At 76.1% G+C, this 14,250-nt stretch carries 12 protein-coding genes and 1 pseudogene; 9 read left to right on the forward strand and 4 right to left on the reverse strand.

The window, feature by feature from the left end:
- Positions 1-8: 8 nt before the first annotated feature.
- Complete coding sequence (locus ABT299_RS46235; protein ID WP_500254705.1) at positions 9-1,784, forward strand: hypothetical protein; 1,776 nt, start codon at positions 9-11, stop codon at positions 1,782-1,784.
- A 23-nt stretch (positions 1,785-1,807) separates the two neighbouring features.
- Here the strand turns inward: ABT299_RS46235 and ABT299_RS46240 are convergent, their stop codons facing one another.
- A complete protein-coding gene (locus ABT299_RS46240) occupies positions 1,808-4,120 on the reverse strand; it encodes an ATP-binding cassette domain-containing protein (RefSeq protein WP_500254706.1) in 2,313 nt (770 codons plus the stop codon).
- A gap of 62 nt (positions 4,121-4,182) precedes the next feature.
- Here ABT299_RS46240 and ABT299_RS46245 point away from each other — a divergent pair, with 62 nt between their 5' ends.
- Positions 4,183-5,202 (forward strand): helix-turn-helix transcriptional regulator, encoded by a 1,020-nt coding sequence (locus ABT299_RS46245; RefSeq protein WP_500254707.1) that lies wholly within the window; start codon positions 4,183-4,185, stop codon positions 5,200-5,202.
- A 34-nt stretch (positions 5,203-5,236) separates the two neighbouring features.
- On the opposite strand, the gene ABT299_RS46250 is transcribed toward ABT299_RS46245, so the two are convergent.
- Complete coding sequence (locus ABT299_RS46250; protein ID WP_500254708.1) at positions 5,237-6,742, reverse strand: HEAT repeat domain-containing protein; 1,506 nt, start codon at positions 6,740-6,742, stop codon at positions 5,237-5,239.
- Positions 6,743-6,905: 163 nt separating this feature from the next.
- Here ABT299_RS46250 and ABT299_RS46255 point away from each other — a divergent pair, with 163 nt between their 5' ends.
- Positions 6,906-7,277 (forward strand): VOC family protein, encoded by a 372-nt coding sequence (locus ABT299_RS46255; protein WP_500254709.1) that lies wholly within the window; start codon positions 6,906-6,908, stop codon positions 7,275-7,277.
- A 48-nt stretch (positions 7,278-7,325) separates the two neighbouring features.
- Here ABT299_RS46255 and ABT299_RS46260 read toward each other — a convergent pair whose 3' ends face one another.
- Entirely contained in the window at positions 7,326-8,672 is a 1,347-nt protein-coding gene (locus ABT299_RS46260) for a cytochrome P450 (RefSeq protein WP_500254710.1), read from the reverse strand.
- A gap of 96 nt (positions 8,673-8,768) precedes the next feature.
- Between ABT299_RS46260 and ABT299_RS46265 the strand changes: the two genes are divergently transcribed.
- Positions 8,769-9,221, forward strand: a complete 453-nt coding sequence (locus ABT299_RS46265) for a cupin domain-containing protein (RefSeq protein ID WP_347256701.1) — start codon at positions 8,769-8,771, stop codon at positions 9,219-9,221.
- Positions 9,218-10,006: an IclR family transcriptional regulator gene (locus ABT299_RS46270; protein ID WP_190856732.1), complete on the forward strand. Its 789-nt coding sequence runs from the start codon at positions 9,218-9,220 to the stop codon at positions 10,004-10,006. Before ABT299_RS46265 ends, ABT299_RS46270 begins: the two co-directional genes overlap by 4 nt.
- Here ABT299_RS46270 and ABT299_RS46275 read toward each other — a convergent pair.
- The gene (locus ABT299_RS46275) at positions 9,978-10,964 is read right to left on the reverse strand and encodes a LysR family transcriptional regulator (protein ID WP_500254711.1); all 987 of its coding nucleotides are present in this window, start codon (positions 10,962-10,964) and stop codon (positions 9,978-9,980) included. The two genes, ABT299_RS46270 and ABT299_RS46275, sit on opposite strands and share 29 nt — an antisense overlap.
- 84 nt (positions 10,965-11,048) lie before the next feature.
- Between ABT299_RS46275 and ABT299_RS46280 the strand changes: the two genes are divergently transcribed.
- The 4 genes and pseudogenes from ABT299_RS46280 to ABT299_RS46295 form a co-directional block, all read left to right on the forward strand.
- Complete coding sequence (locus ABT299_RS46280; RefSeq protein ID WP_500254712.1) at positions 11,049-12,101, forward strand: aminotransferase class V-fold PLP-dependent enzyme; 1,053 nt, start codon at positions 11,049-11,051, stop codon at positions 12,099-12,101.
- A 150-nt stretch (positions 12,102-12,251) separates the two neighbouring features.
- The gene (locus ABT299_RS46285; RefSeq protein ID WP_500254713.1) at positions 12,252-13,355 is read left to right on the forward strand and encodes an NAD-dependent epimerase/dehydratase family protein; all 1,104 of its coding nucleotides are present in this window, start codon (positions 12,252-12,254) and stop codon (positions 13,353-13,355) included.
- A 37-nt stretch (positions 13,356-13,392) separates the two neighbouring features.
- Entirely contained in the window at positions 13,393-14,061 is a 669-nt protein-coding gene (locus tag ABT299_RS46290) for a glycosyltransferase family 2 protein (protein ID WP_387018749.1), read from the forward strand.
- A pseudogene (locus ABT299_RS46295) lies at positions 14,058-14,250 on the forward strand (glycosyltransferase); the annotation flags it as partial. The gene ABT299_RS46290 and the pseudogene ABT299_RS46295, both read left to right, overlap by 4 nt.

Below are 14,250 nucleotides of genomic sequence, written 5' to 3' on the forward strand. Positions count from 1 at the left end.
ACGGTGGCGTGCCCGAACCAGCGGTCCACCCGGAAGAACAATCCGCGTCCCCGTCCTCGCCTCCGCCGCGCGGTTTGCTCCGCAGGCTCGGCGACCGGCGCCGGCAGAGCCGCGGCCTGCCCGAATCGGTGCGGCGGCTGCCCGCCGCCGACCGGGCGGCGGTCGCCCGCGCGGTCCGCCGATGCGTCCCGCCTCCCGACCCGGCACTGGACGAGCCGACCCTCGCGTCCAGCCGGTACGTCCGCGACCAGATGCGCCGGTACGCGTGGCTGTACCGGTGGCCGCCGGTGGCGCTGGTCGCCGTGAGCGCGGTCATGCTCGCCGCGACCCGCACCGAGCAGATGGCGGGCACCACGGTCGTGCTGATCGGCGTGGCCGTCCTCAGCCCGGCGTCGGCGGCGCGGCGGCGCGGACGCCTGGAGCGACTCGAAACCGCGATCCGCGCCAGAGGCCAGGACGGCACGCCCGCGCCTGAGCCGCGACGCCGAGTGCGCGTGCCGTCGCCCGCCACCGCCGCGATAGCCGCGGGCATGCTGCTGGTCGCCTCCGGACTGTGGCTGCAATGGGACGCCCACCACCGCCGGAACGACTGGACGATCGACGGCCCGCACGGGGCCTTCCCCGAGACGATCGCCACGCAGCCCCCGCAGCACCCGCGGAAGGCGGTGGCGGCCTACCCCTACCCGGCGCTGACCTACCGCGGCCTCGCGATCGAGGCCACCCGGAACTCCGGCTCGGTGACGGCCCGCCGCATCCGCCCCGCCGCCACCTACTGGCGGCTCGCCCGCCGCGACCACCGGCTCCTGGACGCCGACATCGATCCCGCCACCGGGCGGCTCCTGCTGGTCTGGGCTCACCTGGACCCCGACACCGGGGCCACCGAGGCGCCGCTGCAGGCCATGGCGGTCGACGTGCGGACAGGGTCGATCCGCTGGACCCGGACGCTCTCTACCCGTTCGGACGTCCTCGACCAGGGATCCACCGTCATCGGAAGAGCGGCGCTGATCCCGGCCGAGGGCGTGACCGTGCTCGACCCCGCGACCGGGCACCGGCGCTGGCGGCTGCACGACGGCTGCGAGGAGGCCCCGGGCGGAACCCTCGGCGGCACGGTGATCCTCCGGCGCGAATGCCCGGGAACCGGGCTGCTGGTGGAGGGCTACAACGCCGCCGCCGGGCACCTCCTGTGGAGCATGAACTTCGCGAGGTGGTGGCCCGGCAGGGAGCACGCCGCCGTGCTCCCCGTCAGGGTCGCCGGCCTCGACCGCAACAGGATCGTGGTCTGGACGCTGGAACGCGAGGCCGTCTACGACGCCACGACCGGCGCGGAGCTCGGCGAGCATCCCCAGCCGGTCGACGCCGACGGCAAGGTCCTCGGCGCCGGGGAGAACAAGGTCTTCGACGGCGAAACGGGCTACGGCCCGTGCTGGATCGCCCCTCCTCGCGACCTCCACGAGGGGATCTGCGCCACCGACCCCGTCACCGGGCGCCGGCTGTGGAGCTTCCGCTTCCCCGGCGCCGCGGAGACCCCGCAGCTCGGCTCGCCGGTGGCCGTCGCCGACGGGCGCGTCTACACGCTGACCAGCGACCACGGCGGCGAGATCGTCGACCACGTCAACGTCAACGACGCCCGGACCGGGGCGCTGCTGGCCCGGGTGTCGCCCGCGCTGCCGCGCCCCGATCACGTGTACGGCATCCGCGCCGCCGCCGATGGCGCGCTTGTCCTCACCGACGACCTCGTCCCCACCCCGACTCCGAACAAGACCGTCGTGCTTGGCGACGGCTGACGGCCGCGACGCGGCGGCTCCCGTCAGCGCGCGACGGCGTGCTCGGCGTCGCGGGCGGGCGCGCCGAGGGAGCGGCGCAGGAAGTCGGCGGTGACCGAACCCGTCGCGTCCGCCAGCGCGGCGGGGGTGCCCTCGAACACCACGCGGCCGCCGCGCCGGCCGCCGCCCGGCCCGAGGTCCACCACCCAGTCGGCGTGCTTGACCACCGCAAGGTCGTGCTCGACGACGATGACGGTGTTGCCCGCGTCCACCAGCCGGTCCAGCAGCGCCAGCAGCCCGGCGACGTCGTCGGTGTGCAGGCCGGTCGTCGGCTCGTCCAGCAGGTACAGCTGGCCGGTGCGGTGCAGCCGCGCCGCCAGCTTCACCCGCTGCCGCTCCCCGCCCGACAGCGACGACAGCGGGCGGCCGAGCGCCATGTGGCCGAGGCCCACGTCGACGAGGGCGCGCAGCCGCGCGGTGATCGTCCGCTCGGCGGGGTCGTCGCCGGTGAAGAGCCCGAGGGCCTGCTCGGCGGGGGTCTCCAGGACGTCGGCGATGGAGCGCCCGCGCAGCGTGTGGGCCAGGACGTCGGGGCGGTAGCGGCGCCCGCCGCACGCCTCGCACCGCACCGTGACCGGGTCCATGAACGCCAGGTCGGTGCGGATGACGCCGGCGCCGTCGCACTCCGGGCAGGCGCCCGCCGAGTTGTGGCTGAACAGCGCGGCGTCCACCCCGTTCGCGCGGGCGAACAGCCGGCGCAGCGGATCCATCGCGCCGAGGAACGTGGCGGGGCTGGAGCGCCGCGACGCGGTGATCGCCGACTGGTCCACCACCACGGCGTGCTCGTGGCGGGCCGCGAACTCGCCCATCACCAGGCTGCTCTTGCCGGACCCCGCCACGCCCGTCACCGCCGTCAGCACCCCGGTCGGGAACCGCACGGTGACGTCGTCGAGATTGTGGGCGTTCGCGCCCGTCACCGCCAGCCACCCCGACGGCTCCCGGAACGCCTCCTTCACCGGGACGACGCGGCGCATCGCCCGCCCGGTCGCGGTGGCGGCGCCGCGGAGCGCGGTGACGGTCCCGGTGAACACCACCTCGCCGCCGTGCGCACCGGCGCCCGGCCCCATGTCGACGACGTGGTCGGCGGCGCCGACCACGTCCGGGTCGTGCTCGACCACCAGTACGGTGTTGCCCTTGTCGCGCAGCCGCCGCAGCAGCGCGACCAGCCGGTCCACGTCGCGCGGGTGCAGCCCGGCGCTCGGCTCGTCGAACACGTACGTCATCCCCGTCAGGCTCGACCCGAGGTGCCGGACGACCTTCAGCCGCTGCGCCTCCCCGCCCGACAGCGTGCGGGTCTCCCGGTCCAGGCTGAGGTAGCCGAGGCCGATCTCCTCCAGCCGCCGCAGCCGCGCGGCCGCCGCCCCCGCGACGGTCCCGGCGACCGGGCCGGTGACGCCCTCCAGCACCGCGATCAGGTCGCCGATCTCCAGCGCGCACATCTCCGGCAGCGTCCGCCCGGCGACCCGGGACGCGCGCGCCGCCGCGTTCAGGCGGGCGCCGCCGCACTCGGGGCAGGCGTCCTCGCGGACGACCCGCCGCGCCGCCTCCCGCACCGTCCCCTTCAGGGTGTCGAGGTCCCGCTTGATGTAGAGGCGGTCGAACCGCTCGACGAGGCCCTCGTAGGCGTTGCTGCCGACCGACCCGGTCCGGTTCAGCCGCTTCACGCGGAAGCCCTTGCCGTGCAGGAGCAGGTCCCACTCCTCGGCGGTGAAGTCGCGCAGCGGCTTGTCCGGGTCGAACAGGCCCGACTCGGCGTACAGCTGCCACACGAACGTGCCGACGCCGAACGGCGGGAAGTTCACCGCGCCCTCGTTCAGGGTCTTGCCGGTGTCGAGGAAGCGGTCCAGGTCGACGCGGGTGACGCGGCCGAGCCCCTCGCATTGCGGGCACATCCCGCGCGGGTCGTTGAAGGAGTAGGCGGACGCCTCGCCCGCGCTGGGGGTGCCGTGCCGGGAGAACAGCACCCGCAGCACCGGGCTGATCTCCGACGCCGTCCCGACCGTGGAGCGCGCGCCGCCGCCGATGGGCCGCTGGTCCACGACGACGGCCGGGGCGAGGTTCTCGATCGCGTCGGCGTCGGGCCGCTCGTGCTTGGGCATCCGGTCGCGGGCGAACCAGCCGAACGTCTCGGCCAGCTGCCGCCGCGCCTCCACCGCGACGGTCCCGAACACCAGCGACGACTTGCCCGACCCCGACACCCCGGTGAACACCACGAGGCGCCCTTTGGGGATGCGCAGCGAGACGTCCTTGAGGTTGTTCTCCCGTGCCCTGCTGATGATGATGTCGTCGCCGTTCATGCCGGCCACGCTAGGAGCCAATGAGGTCGGGAACGGTCCTCATTGGCGGGCATACTGGCGGCATGTCCTCGGCGCGACTGCTGCACCTGCTGTCCCTCCTGCAGACCCGCCGCGAATGGACGGGCCCGGAGCTGAGCGAGCGGCTCGGCGTGACGGTCCGCACCGTCCGCCGCGACGTCGAGCGCCTGCGCGACCTCGGCTACCCGGTGCACGCCACTCTCGGCAAGGTCGGCGGGTACCGGCTGGAGGCCGGCACGGCGCTGCCGCCGCTGCTGCTGGACGACGAGGAGGCCGTCGCGATCGCGGTCGGGCTGCGCGGCGCCGCCGGGGGAGCGGTCGAGGGCATCGGCGAGGCGTCGGTGCGGGCGCTGGCCAAGCTGGAGCAGATCCTGCCCGCCCGGCTGCGCCGCCGCGTCAACGCCCTGCACACCGCCACCACCCCGCTGACCGGGCCGCCTGCCGGGCCCGCCGTCGACCCCGAGACCCTCACCGTGCTGGCCGCCGCGAGCCGCGACCGCGAGCGGATCCGGTTCGCCTACCGCGACGGCGGCGGCGCCGAGACCTCCCGCCTCGCCGACCCGCACGGGCTGGTGACGGCCGGGCGCCGCTGGTACCTGGTCGCCTTCGACACCGGACGCGGCGACTGGCGGACGTTCCGCGTCGACCGCGTCGCCCGCCCGTACCCCACCGGCATCCGCTGCCCGCCCCGCGACCTGCCCGCCGCCGACGCCGCCGCGTTCGTCACCCGCTCGCTGGCCCGGTCGCGGCCGGTGCGGCCGGCGGTGCTGACCGTGCACGCCTCCGCCGAGGAGCTGATCGACCGGTTCCGCGTCACCGGCGACGAGGTCGAACCGGTCGACGAGCGCACCTGCGTGCTGCGCACCGCGCCCGACTCGCTGGAGTACACCGCGCTGCGCATCGCCTACCTCGACCTGGACTTCGAGGTCGTGGAACCGCCGGAGCTCGCCGAGCGGCTCGCCGCCGTCGGCGCCCGCCTCACCCGCGCCACCGTCGGCCACCCCCCTCCCGGCGCGCGGACCGGCGGTTCACCGGCCCGCACCGATCCGGGCGACCCGCCATGACCGCGGCCGCCGCTGCGGCCGCCCGTCGCGCCCGTCAGGCCGGCCCGCTCCGGGAGGGCCGCTCCCGCGCCAGTTCGGAGCGGACGATGCGGGCGCGGTACCCGGCGTCCTGCGGCCAGGACGCGACGACGTCGGCGAGCAGGTCGCGGTGGTCGTCGAGGAGATGGTCGAAGGTCAGGCCGACGGCCGCCTCGATCTGGATCGGCAGCTCCGGGGAGCGGAGCGCCCGGAGCAGGACGGCGGTGACGTCCGGCGAGGCAAGGTCGAACAGCGCGGTCACGCAGTCCTCCCGGTCGTCCAGGCTCCTGCCGGTATCGCAGATCAGCGTCTCCAGGGCCCGCACGATCTCCGGCGACGGGACCGTCCAGTGTTCCAGGCAGCGGCCGGCGGCGTGCACGGCGCGGTCGAGCACGGGCGTGTCCAGCAGCGCCTCGGCGATCAGCGGCGCGTCCGCGGGCCCGGCGTGCTCCGCGAGCACTCCCCAGGCGCTGGCGTGGACGGCGCCGTCGTCGCACGGAGGCAGCCGCAGCAGGTGGCGGGCGAGCGCCAGGACGTCGTCGGTGTAGCGCTCGACGTCCATGCCGAAGCGGGTGAGGCCGTCGGTCATGGTGAAGTGGTCCAGGGCGATGCCGACCGCGGCGGTCCGCCCGCTGTGCAGGAGGGTGCGGAACGCCCGGCGGTGGGCGGCCTCGCCTGTGGGCGTGCGCAACTGCCGGTGCGCCTCGCGCAGCCGGGGACCGTCGAGCTCGTGGTCCGTCCAGTACAGGCTGTGCCGGCCCTCCGACAGCGCCTCGGCGACGCCCCAGGGCCGTCGATCCTCCGGCCACGTCGCGACGAAGTCCTCGAGACGGCGGCGGTGGGCGTAGAAGCGCGGCCCGCGGCACAGCGCGGCGGCGGCGTCCAGGCGGACGTCGGGGTCCTCGTCGCCGATCGCCTCCAGCAGCAGGGCCGTGATCTCGGGGGCGGGGGCGTCGGGGAGCGCCCTCAGCGCCTCGCGGCGCTCGCCCGGGTCCCGCGACCGGTCGCCGGCGATGCCGATGACCAGCGCGAGGAGGCCCGCGTGCGGGACGGGCCCGGCGTTCAGCACGAGCCCGGCCGCGCTCAGGGCGTCGCCGTCGACGCCGCCGGGTGGAGCGGCCCTGAGGATGGCGAAGATCGGCTCGGCGTCCTGCGGACCGGCCTCGTTCCTCAGCACCGACAGGGCGCTGGCGTGGTTGGCGCCCGCCGCGCCCCGCTCGTCGGCCGGGCGCGGAGGCTGCCGCAGCAGGGCCCGCGCCCGCGCGATCACCTCGTCCCGGTGCGCCTCGAACGGGCTGTCCTCGCCGAACCGGCTGGTCGTGCGCGCCCGGTCGTAGTAGTCCAGCGCGGCGCCGATCGCGACGGTGTCCTCGCTGCGCAGGAGCACCAGGAACGCCCGTTCGAACTCCTGCGGCGTCGTCGCGGCGCCCATGGCGGCGTAGGCGCCGCGCAGGACGGGGTCGTCGAACTCGCAGGTCCAGTTCCACGTCCCGAACTCGCGCAGGAAGCTCATCATGAACACCGCGCGATCAAAGCACCGCGCCGCGCGATGCCGCAAAGGGTTTCAGCACCCCCGGCCGCCCGCCCGCGACGCCCGGCGATCTTCTCCGGGGTACCTGACAGAAGGTGTCAGTCTCTCCTGGAATGCTGGACGCATCGACCTTGAACGACCAGGGAGTACATACATGTCCGGTATCGCCGAGTTCATCGCCGTCAACATCGACTGCCCGGAACCGCCGAAGCTCGCCGCGTTCTACGCGGCGCTCACCGGCGGGGAGGTCACCTACGACACCCCGGAGGCGGCGGCCGTCGCCCTGCCCGGCGGGCAGAACCTCTACTTCCAGGGCGTCGCCGATCACAAGGCGCCGACGTGGCCGACCGGGGAACGCCCCCAGCAGTACCACCTCGACTTCTACGTCGACGACCTCGACAAGGCCGAGGCGCAGGTCGCCGAGCTGGGCGGCGGCACGCCCGACTTCCAGCCGGGCGGCGACCGCTGGCGCGTGCTGACCGACCCGGCCGGGCACCCGTTCTGCGCCTGCCTGCGCAGCCAGTAGAAGGGCGAGCCAGTAGAAGGGCGAGCCGGGGGAACGGCCCGTGCGCGGTCAGGCCGGCAGGACGCGCACGGTCAGGCCGCCGCGGGGCCGCATCGCGGTGACGCTGGTCGGCGTCACCGCGTCCGACACCAGCCGCAGCCGGGTGCGGCGCAGCAGGCAGGCGAGCATCGTCTTGATCTCGACGGTCGCCAGCGTCGAGCCGATGCAGCGGTGCGGCCCGCCGCCGAACGGCAGGAACGTCGACGGGGTCGTCGGGCGGTGCAGGTCCGAGCCCGGGATCCAGCGCTCGGGCCGGAACCGCCCCGCCTGCGGCCACACCTCCGGCATCCGGTGGGTGACATAGGGGGAGTACAGCACCATCGCCCCCGCCGGGATCCGGTGCCCGGCGTAGGCGAAGTCCTCCACCGGGACGCGGGCGCTCAGCACCGCCGGCGGGAACAGCCGCAGCGTCTCCTGCACCACCCCGTCCAGGTACGGCATGTGCGGCAGGTCGGCGGCCTCCGGCGGACGGTCGCCAAGCACCTCGGCGACCTCCCGGCGGGCCCGCTCGGCCGCCTCCGGATGCACCAGCAGCGCGTACACCGCCCACGCCATCGCCGCGCTGGTGGTGTCGTAGCCGGCCGAGATCAGGCTGATGACCTGGTCCTGCAGCTCCTGCCGGGTCAGGCCCGCGCCGTCGTCGTCGCGGGCCGCCATCAGCATGCCGAGCACGTCGTCGTGCTCGCCGCCCTCGCGGCGCCGCCGCTCGATCTCCTCGTCCACCCGCCGCGCGACCGCCGCACGGGACGCGGTGACGCGCCGCCAGTACGGGTTGGGCAGCGCCCGCAGCATCATCTGCGCCACGAAGTTGCGGTCGATGCCGGCCAGCGCGATCTGCAGGCCGCGGCCGATGACCTCGGCGTCGGCGGCGAGCCGGTCGCCGAACAGCACCTCCACGGTGCTGCGGCGGATGACGCCGCGCAGCTCGGCGTAGGCGTCCAGCGTGCGGCCGGGCGTCCAGGACGCCAGCGCGGCGTCGGTGTTGGCGGCGATGCGGGCGACGTACCCGTCCACGCGGCGGTGGTGGAACGCCGGCTGGACGAGGCGGCGCCGCCGGCGGTGGTCGGCGCCGTCGCTGACGATCAGCGCGGTCTCCCCGTTCACCGGCACCAGCAGGTCGAACGCCTCCCGCCAGCGGAACAGCCCGGAGTTGGCGAACACGAACGCGTTGGCGTCCGGGCCGAACAGGTGCACGAACGGCTTGCGGCGCGTCCCGACGGCCACGACCGGGCCGTGCTCGGCGTACAGCCGCAGCAGGCTCGCGCACGGGTTCATGGCGAACCCCACGCCGTGGCGTGCGGTCACCCTCGGGGAGGGGCTCATCGTCGCGGCCGGGGTCATCGTCGCGGATCCCACGCGCCCACTATCCCACGCCCGCCGTGCCCGCCGCGTCCGCCGGGGCGGGGCGCCCCCGGTCGGCGCGGCCGCCGGTCCGGTGCGAGGATGGGACGCGTGACGGACGAGACCGAAACGCGGGGAACGGCGGCCTGGCACGGGAGGATCGAGCACGTCCGGGGGTCGCAGGTGCGTTCCGACACCGCCCAGACCTCCGGGATGCGCCGGTTCGAGGCGATCTCCGGCGCGACCGTGGGCTCGGAGCGGTTGTGGATGGGCCGCACCCACGTACCGCCGTCGACCAGCTCCGGCGACCACCACCACGGCGAGGCCGAGACGGCGATCTACGTGGTGTCGGGCCATCCGGTGTTCGTGTTCGCCGAGGGGGACCGGGAGGTCCGGGTGGAGACCGGGCCCGGCGACTACGTGTTCGTCCCGCCCTACGTCCCGCACCGCGAGGAGAACCCGTCCGGTGACGAGGAGGCGGTCGTGGTGATCGCCCGCAGCACGCAGGAGGGCATCGTGGTCAACCTGCCGAGCCTGTGGGCCCCGCGTCCGCAGGACGGATGAGCGCGGTGCCCGCGGGAACGCCGGAACCGGGCGGCCGCCGCCCGAAACCGGGCACGCAGACCGTGGACCGGTCGGTCGCGGTGCTGCGCACCTTCGAGGACGCCGCCCGCCAGACGCCCACCGAGATCGCGCACCGGCTGGGGCTGTCGGTGAGCACCGCGCACCGCATCGTGCACGCGCTGCACGCCACCGGCATGCTGGGCCGCGACCCGCAGACCGAGCGGTACTTCCTCGGCCCCACCGCCGCGATCCTCGGGCGGCTGGCGCTGGAGCGGATGGGCACCACGCTGCTGCAGCCGGAGCTGACCGCGCTGCGCGACGGGACCGGCGAGGCCGTCAGCCTCGGCGTCCGCGCCGGCGACGAGGTCGCGGTGCTGCTGCACCTGCCCTCCATGCACCCGCTGCGCTACGACCAGCCGCCCGGCGACCGCAACCCCATCCACACCTGTGCGATGGGCAAGACGCTGCTGGCGTTCGGGGACGAGCAGATCGCGATGGACGAGCCGTACCGTCGGTTCACCCCGTCCACGCTCACCACCCGCGCGGAGCTGGAGGCCGAGCTGGCGCGGATCCGCGAGCGCGGCTACTCCGTCAACGACGAGGAGCGGCTCGCCGGGGTCCGCGCGGTGGCGGCGCCGGTCCGCGACGGCGCGGGCCGCACGTTCGCGGCGGTCGCGCTGCAGGGCCCGTCGGTGCGGTTCGGCGACGACCGGATGCCGGAGCTGGCCGAGGCGGTGCTGAAGGCGGCGACGCGCCTCACCGACCTGCACCGCCACCTGTCCTGACCGCGTCCCCCGCGTCCCCTGCCCTACCCGCGCCGGCCGCCTCGACCGTGCGGCCGCCGCCGTCCGTTGCGGCGGGCGGGGCGACCGCGGCGAGCTCGTCCAGCAGCGCGGCGACCGCGGGCGGGCGCGGCCCCGCCGGCACGAGCGCGGCGATGCGGCGCCTGCCGAGATCGGGCGCCGGCGGGACGGCCACGCCCGGCTCGGAGTGCAGGCCGAGCGCCAGTCCCGGCAGCGCGGTGACCGCGAGGCCGTGCGCGACGAGCCGCTGCACGGCGACGTGGTCGTCGGTGGCGAACGCGATCCGCGGCACGAACCCCGCGCGCCCGCACGCCCACGTCAGGTGCTCGCGGCAGCGCGCGCAGCCCGACGCCCACGTCTCGTCCGCCAGGTCCGCCAGCCGGACGGGCCCGGCGGCGAGCGGATGCGCGGCGGGCAGCGCGACGCGGATCGGGTCGCGGCACAGCTCCACCTCCCGGAACCGCGCGTCGCGGTCGGGCGGCAGGTGCTCGTGGTGGAACACCACCGCCACGTCGGCCTCGCCCGCGCGCAGCGCCGCGAGCGCCTGCGGCGGTTCGGCGTCCATCAGGGTGACGGCGACGCCGGGGGCGCGGGCGCGCAGGCCCGCGAGCGCGGCGGGCAGCAGCGCCGCCGCCGCGGTCGGGAACACCGCGATCCGCACCCGCCCGGCGCGCAGCCCGGCGATCGCGGCGATCTGCTCCTCGGCGTCGTCCATCCGGGCCAGCACGTCCTCGACGTGCTCCACCAGGATCCGGCCGGCCTCGGTGAGCCGGACGCCGCGCCCGTGCCGCACCACCAGCGGCGTGCCGACCTCGGCCTCCAGCCGGGCGATGTGGTGCGACACCGCCGGCTGGGTGTAGGCGAGGGACCGCGCGGCGGCCGTCATCGAGCCGAGGCGGGCGACCTCCCGCAGGATCCGCCCGCGGTGCAGATCGAGCATCCCCGCAAGATATCAACCAGCCTTATGGGTCACCCAGAGAACCGTACTTTGTCCTATGGGTGGGGCGTGCACGACCATCGGGACATGACCCTTTCCGTGCACGACGCGCAGCGGGAGTTCACCGCGGGCGTCGCCTTCCTCAACACCGCCACCTACGGACTGCCGCCGTGCGCCGCGCACGAGGCGATGCTCGCCTCCGAGCGGGACCGCGCCGCGGGGCTGCTGGTGCCGGTGGACCTCGACGACGCCGTCGCCCGGTCCCGCGAGGCGTTCGCGCGGCTGGTCGGGCTGCCCGCGAGCCGCGTCGCCGTCGGCTCGCAGGCGTCGTACCACGTCGGGCTGGTGGCGGCGTCGCTGCCCGCCGGCGCCCGCGTCCTGGTCGCCGAGGGCGACTTCACCTCGCTGCTGTTCCCGTTCCTGGCCCGCCCCGACCTGGCGGTGCGGGAGGTGCCGCTGGAACGCGTCGCCGAGGAGACCGGGCCGGGCGTCGACGTGGTCGCGGTGTCGGCGGTGCAGTCGGCCGACGGCCGCATCGCCCCCATGGACGACCTGATCGTCGCCGCACGCGCGCACGGCGCCCGGATCCTGCTGGACGCCACGCAGGCCGCCGGGTGGCTGCCGCTGCCCGCCGGCGACGTCGACTGGCTGGTGTGCTCGGGCTACAAGTGGCTGCTCGGCCCGCGCGGCACCGCCTTCCTCGCCGGGACCGAGGAGGCGCTGGCCGCGCTGCCGCCGGTCGGCGCGGGCTGGTACGCCGGCGCCGACGTCTGGGACTCCATCTACGGCACGCCGCTGCGGCTGGCGTCCGACGCGCGCCGCCTGGACCTTTCGCCGGCCTGGCAGTGCTGGGCCGGGCACGCCCCCGCCCTGGAGCTGATCGAGCGGGTCGGCGTCGCCGCGATCCACGACCACGACGTGGCGCTGGCGCGCCGCTTCCAGACCGCGCTCGGGCTGGAGCCGGGCGACTCGGCGATCGTGTCGGTGCCCGTCACCGCCGGCACCGCCGACCTGCTGCGCGCCAACGGCGTGATCGCCTCCGTGCGGGCCGGGCGGCTGCGCTGCGCGTTCCACCTGTCCACCACCGAGGCCGACGTGGACAAGGCCGCCGGCCTGCTCGCCGACCGCATCGCCGCCTGACCCCGGCGCGGGCCGCCCGCTCAGGCGCTCCCCGGGGGGCGGCGAGGCGGCGGCGCGGAAAACCGCAGATCTTACAAGTCTCGAACAAGGTGCCTTGACCGGCGCCTTCACGCCGGATCCGGCCGCCTCCGCGGCCTACCGTTCCTCGGCATGGACGTACTGCTCACCGGGTCGGCCGGTTTCATCGGTTCGCACGTCGCCGAGGCGCTCACCGCCGCGGGCCACCGGGTCCGCGGCCTGGACCTGCGGCCCGACGGCCTGGCCCCCTCCGGCGGGCCGGGAGGCACCGCCGACGTCCGCGACGCGGCCGCGGTGGCGCGGCGGCTGCGGGGCGCGGACGCCGTCTGCCACCAGGCCGCCAAGGTCGGCCTCGGCGTGGACGTGTCGGACCTGCCGGACTACGCGTCGGTGAACGTGCACGGCACTGCGGTGCTGCTGGCGGAGATGGCCCGCGCCGGGGTCGGCACGCTGGTGCTGGCCTCCTCGATGGTCGTCTACGGGGAGGGCGCCTACACCTGCGGGACGCACGGCCCGGTGCGTCCGGCGCCGCGCCCGGAGGAGGCGCTGCGCGCCGGACGGTTCGAACCGGACTGCCCCGAGTGCGGGCGCCCCCTCGCGCCCGGCACCGTCGCCGAGGACGCCGCACTCGACCCCCGCAACGTCTACGCCGACACCAAGCTCGCGCAGGAGCACCTGGCGGCGTCGTGGGCGCGCGCGACCGGCGGCGCGGCCGCGGCGCTGCGCTACCACAACGTGTACGGGCCGAGGATGCCGCGCGACACCCCCTACGCGGGCGTCGCGGCGATCTTCCGGTCGCGGCTGATGAACGGCGAGGCGCCGCTGGTGTTCGAGGACGGCGGGCAGCGCCGCGACTTCGTGCACGTCCGCGACGTCGCCCGCGCCAACGTGCTCGCCCTGGAGCGGCTGGCGGCCGGCCCGCCCGAGCCGGGCGGGCTGCGCGCCTACAACATCGCCAGCGGCGAGCCCCGCACCATCGGCGACATGGCGCGCGCGCTCGCCGGCGCGTTCGGCGGCCCGGCGCCGCGCGTCACCGGCGGTCACCGGCTCGGGGACGTCCGCCACATCGTCGCCCGGCCCGACCGCGCGCGCCGCGAGCTGGGGTTCGGCCCGGAGGTGCCGTTCGCCGACGGCATGGCCGAGTTCGCCCGCGACGCGGCGGAGCCGGCCCCGGCCGTCGCGTCGCCCGCCGGGGTCGCCGCGGAGCCGGCCCGGCGGCCCGTCACCAGTTCGTAAGGGTCGTGGACCCGTCACCGAAAGTAGCGTCAGAGCCGTGATCGACGTGATTCTCCCGTGCCTCAACGAGGCGGAGGCCCTGCCGTGGGTGCTGTCCCGGATGCCCGCGGGCTTCCGGCCCCTGGTGGTCGACAACGCCTCCACCGACGGATCCGCGCGCGTGGCCGCGGACCACGGCGCCGACGTGGTGCCCGCCGAGGCCCGCGGGTTCGGCGCCGCCTGCCACGCCGGGCTGCTGGCCGCCACCGCCGAGGTGGTGTGCGTCATGGACGCCGACGCGTCCCTGGACCCCGCCGAGCTGCCGCGGCTGACCGACGAGCTCGGCCGGCTCTCCGCCGGCGGGGCGCCGGCGCTGGTGCTGGGGCGGCGCCGCCCGGTCGGGCGCGGCGCGTGGCCGCCGCACGCCCGGCTCGGCAACGCCGTGCTGGCGCGGTCGCTGAACCGGCGCGCCGGCACCCGGCTGCGCGACCTGGGGCCGATGCGCGCCGCGCCGCGCGCCGGGCTGCTCGCGCTGGAGCTGGCCGACCGCCGGTTCGGGTACCCGCTGGAGATGGTGCTGCGCGCCGCCCGCGCGGGCTGGCGGATCGGCGAGCTGGAGGTGGCGTACCTGCCGCGCACCGGGGAGTCGAAGGTGACCGGGACGGTCGGCGGGACGGTCCGCGCCGTCCGCGACATGCGCCGCGTCCTGGCGGAGGTGGCCCCGTGAAAGCCCCCGCCTCCCCGGACGCCGCCGACGTCGATCTGATCGTCATCGCCAAGGAGCCGGTGCCGGGCCGGGTCAAGACCCGCCTGACCCCCGCCTACACGCCCGCCGAGGCTGCCGCGCTGGCCACCGCCGCGCTGCGCGACACCCTGGCCGCGGTGGCCGCCGCGCCCGCGCGGCGCCGCGTGCTCG

This window comes from Spirillospora sp. NPDC000708 (assembly GCF_040299565.1).
Taxonomy (GTDB): Bacteria; Actinomycetota; Actinomycetes; order Streptosporangiales; family Streptosporangiaceae; genus Spirillospora.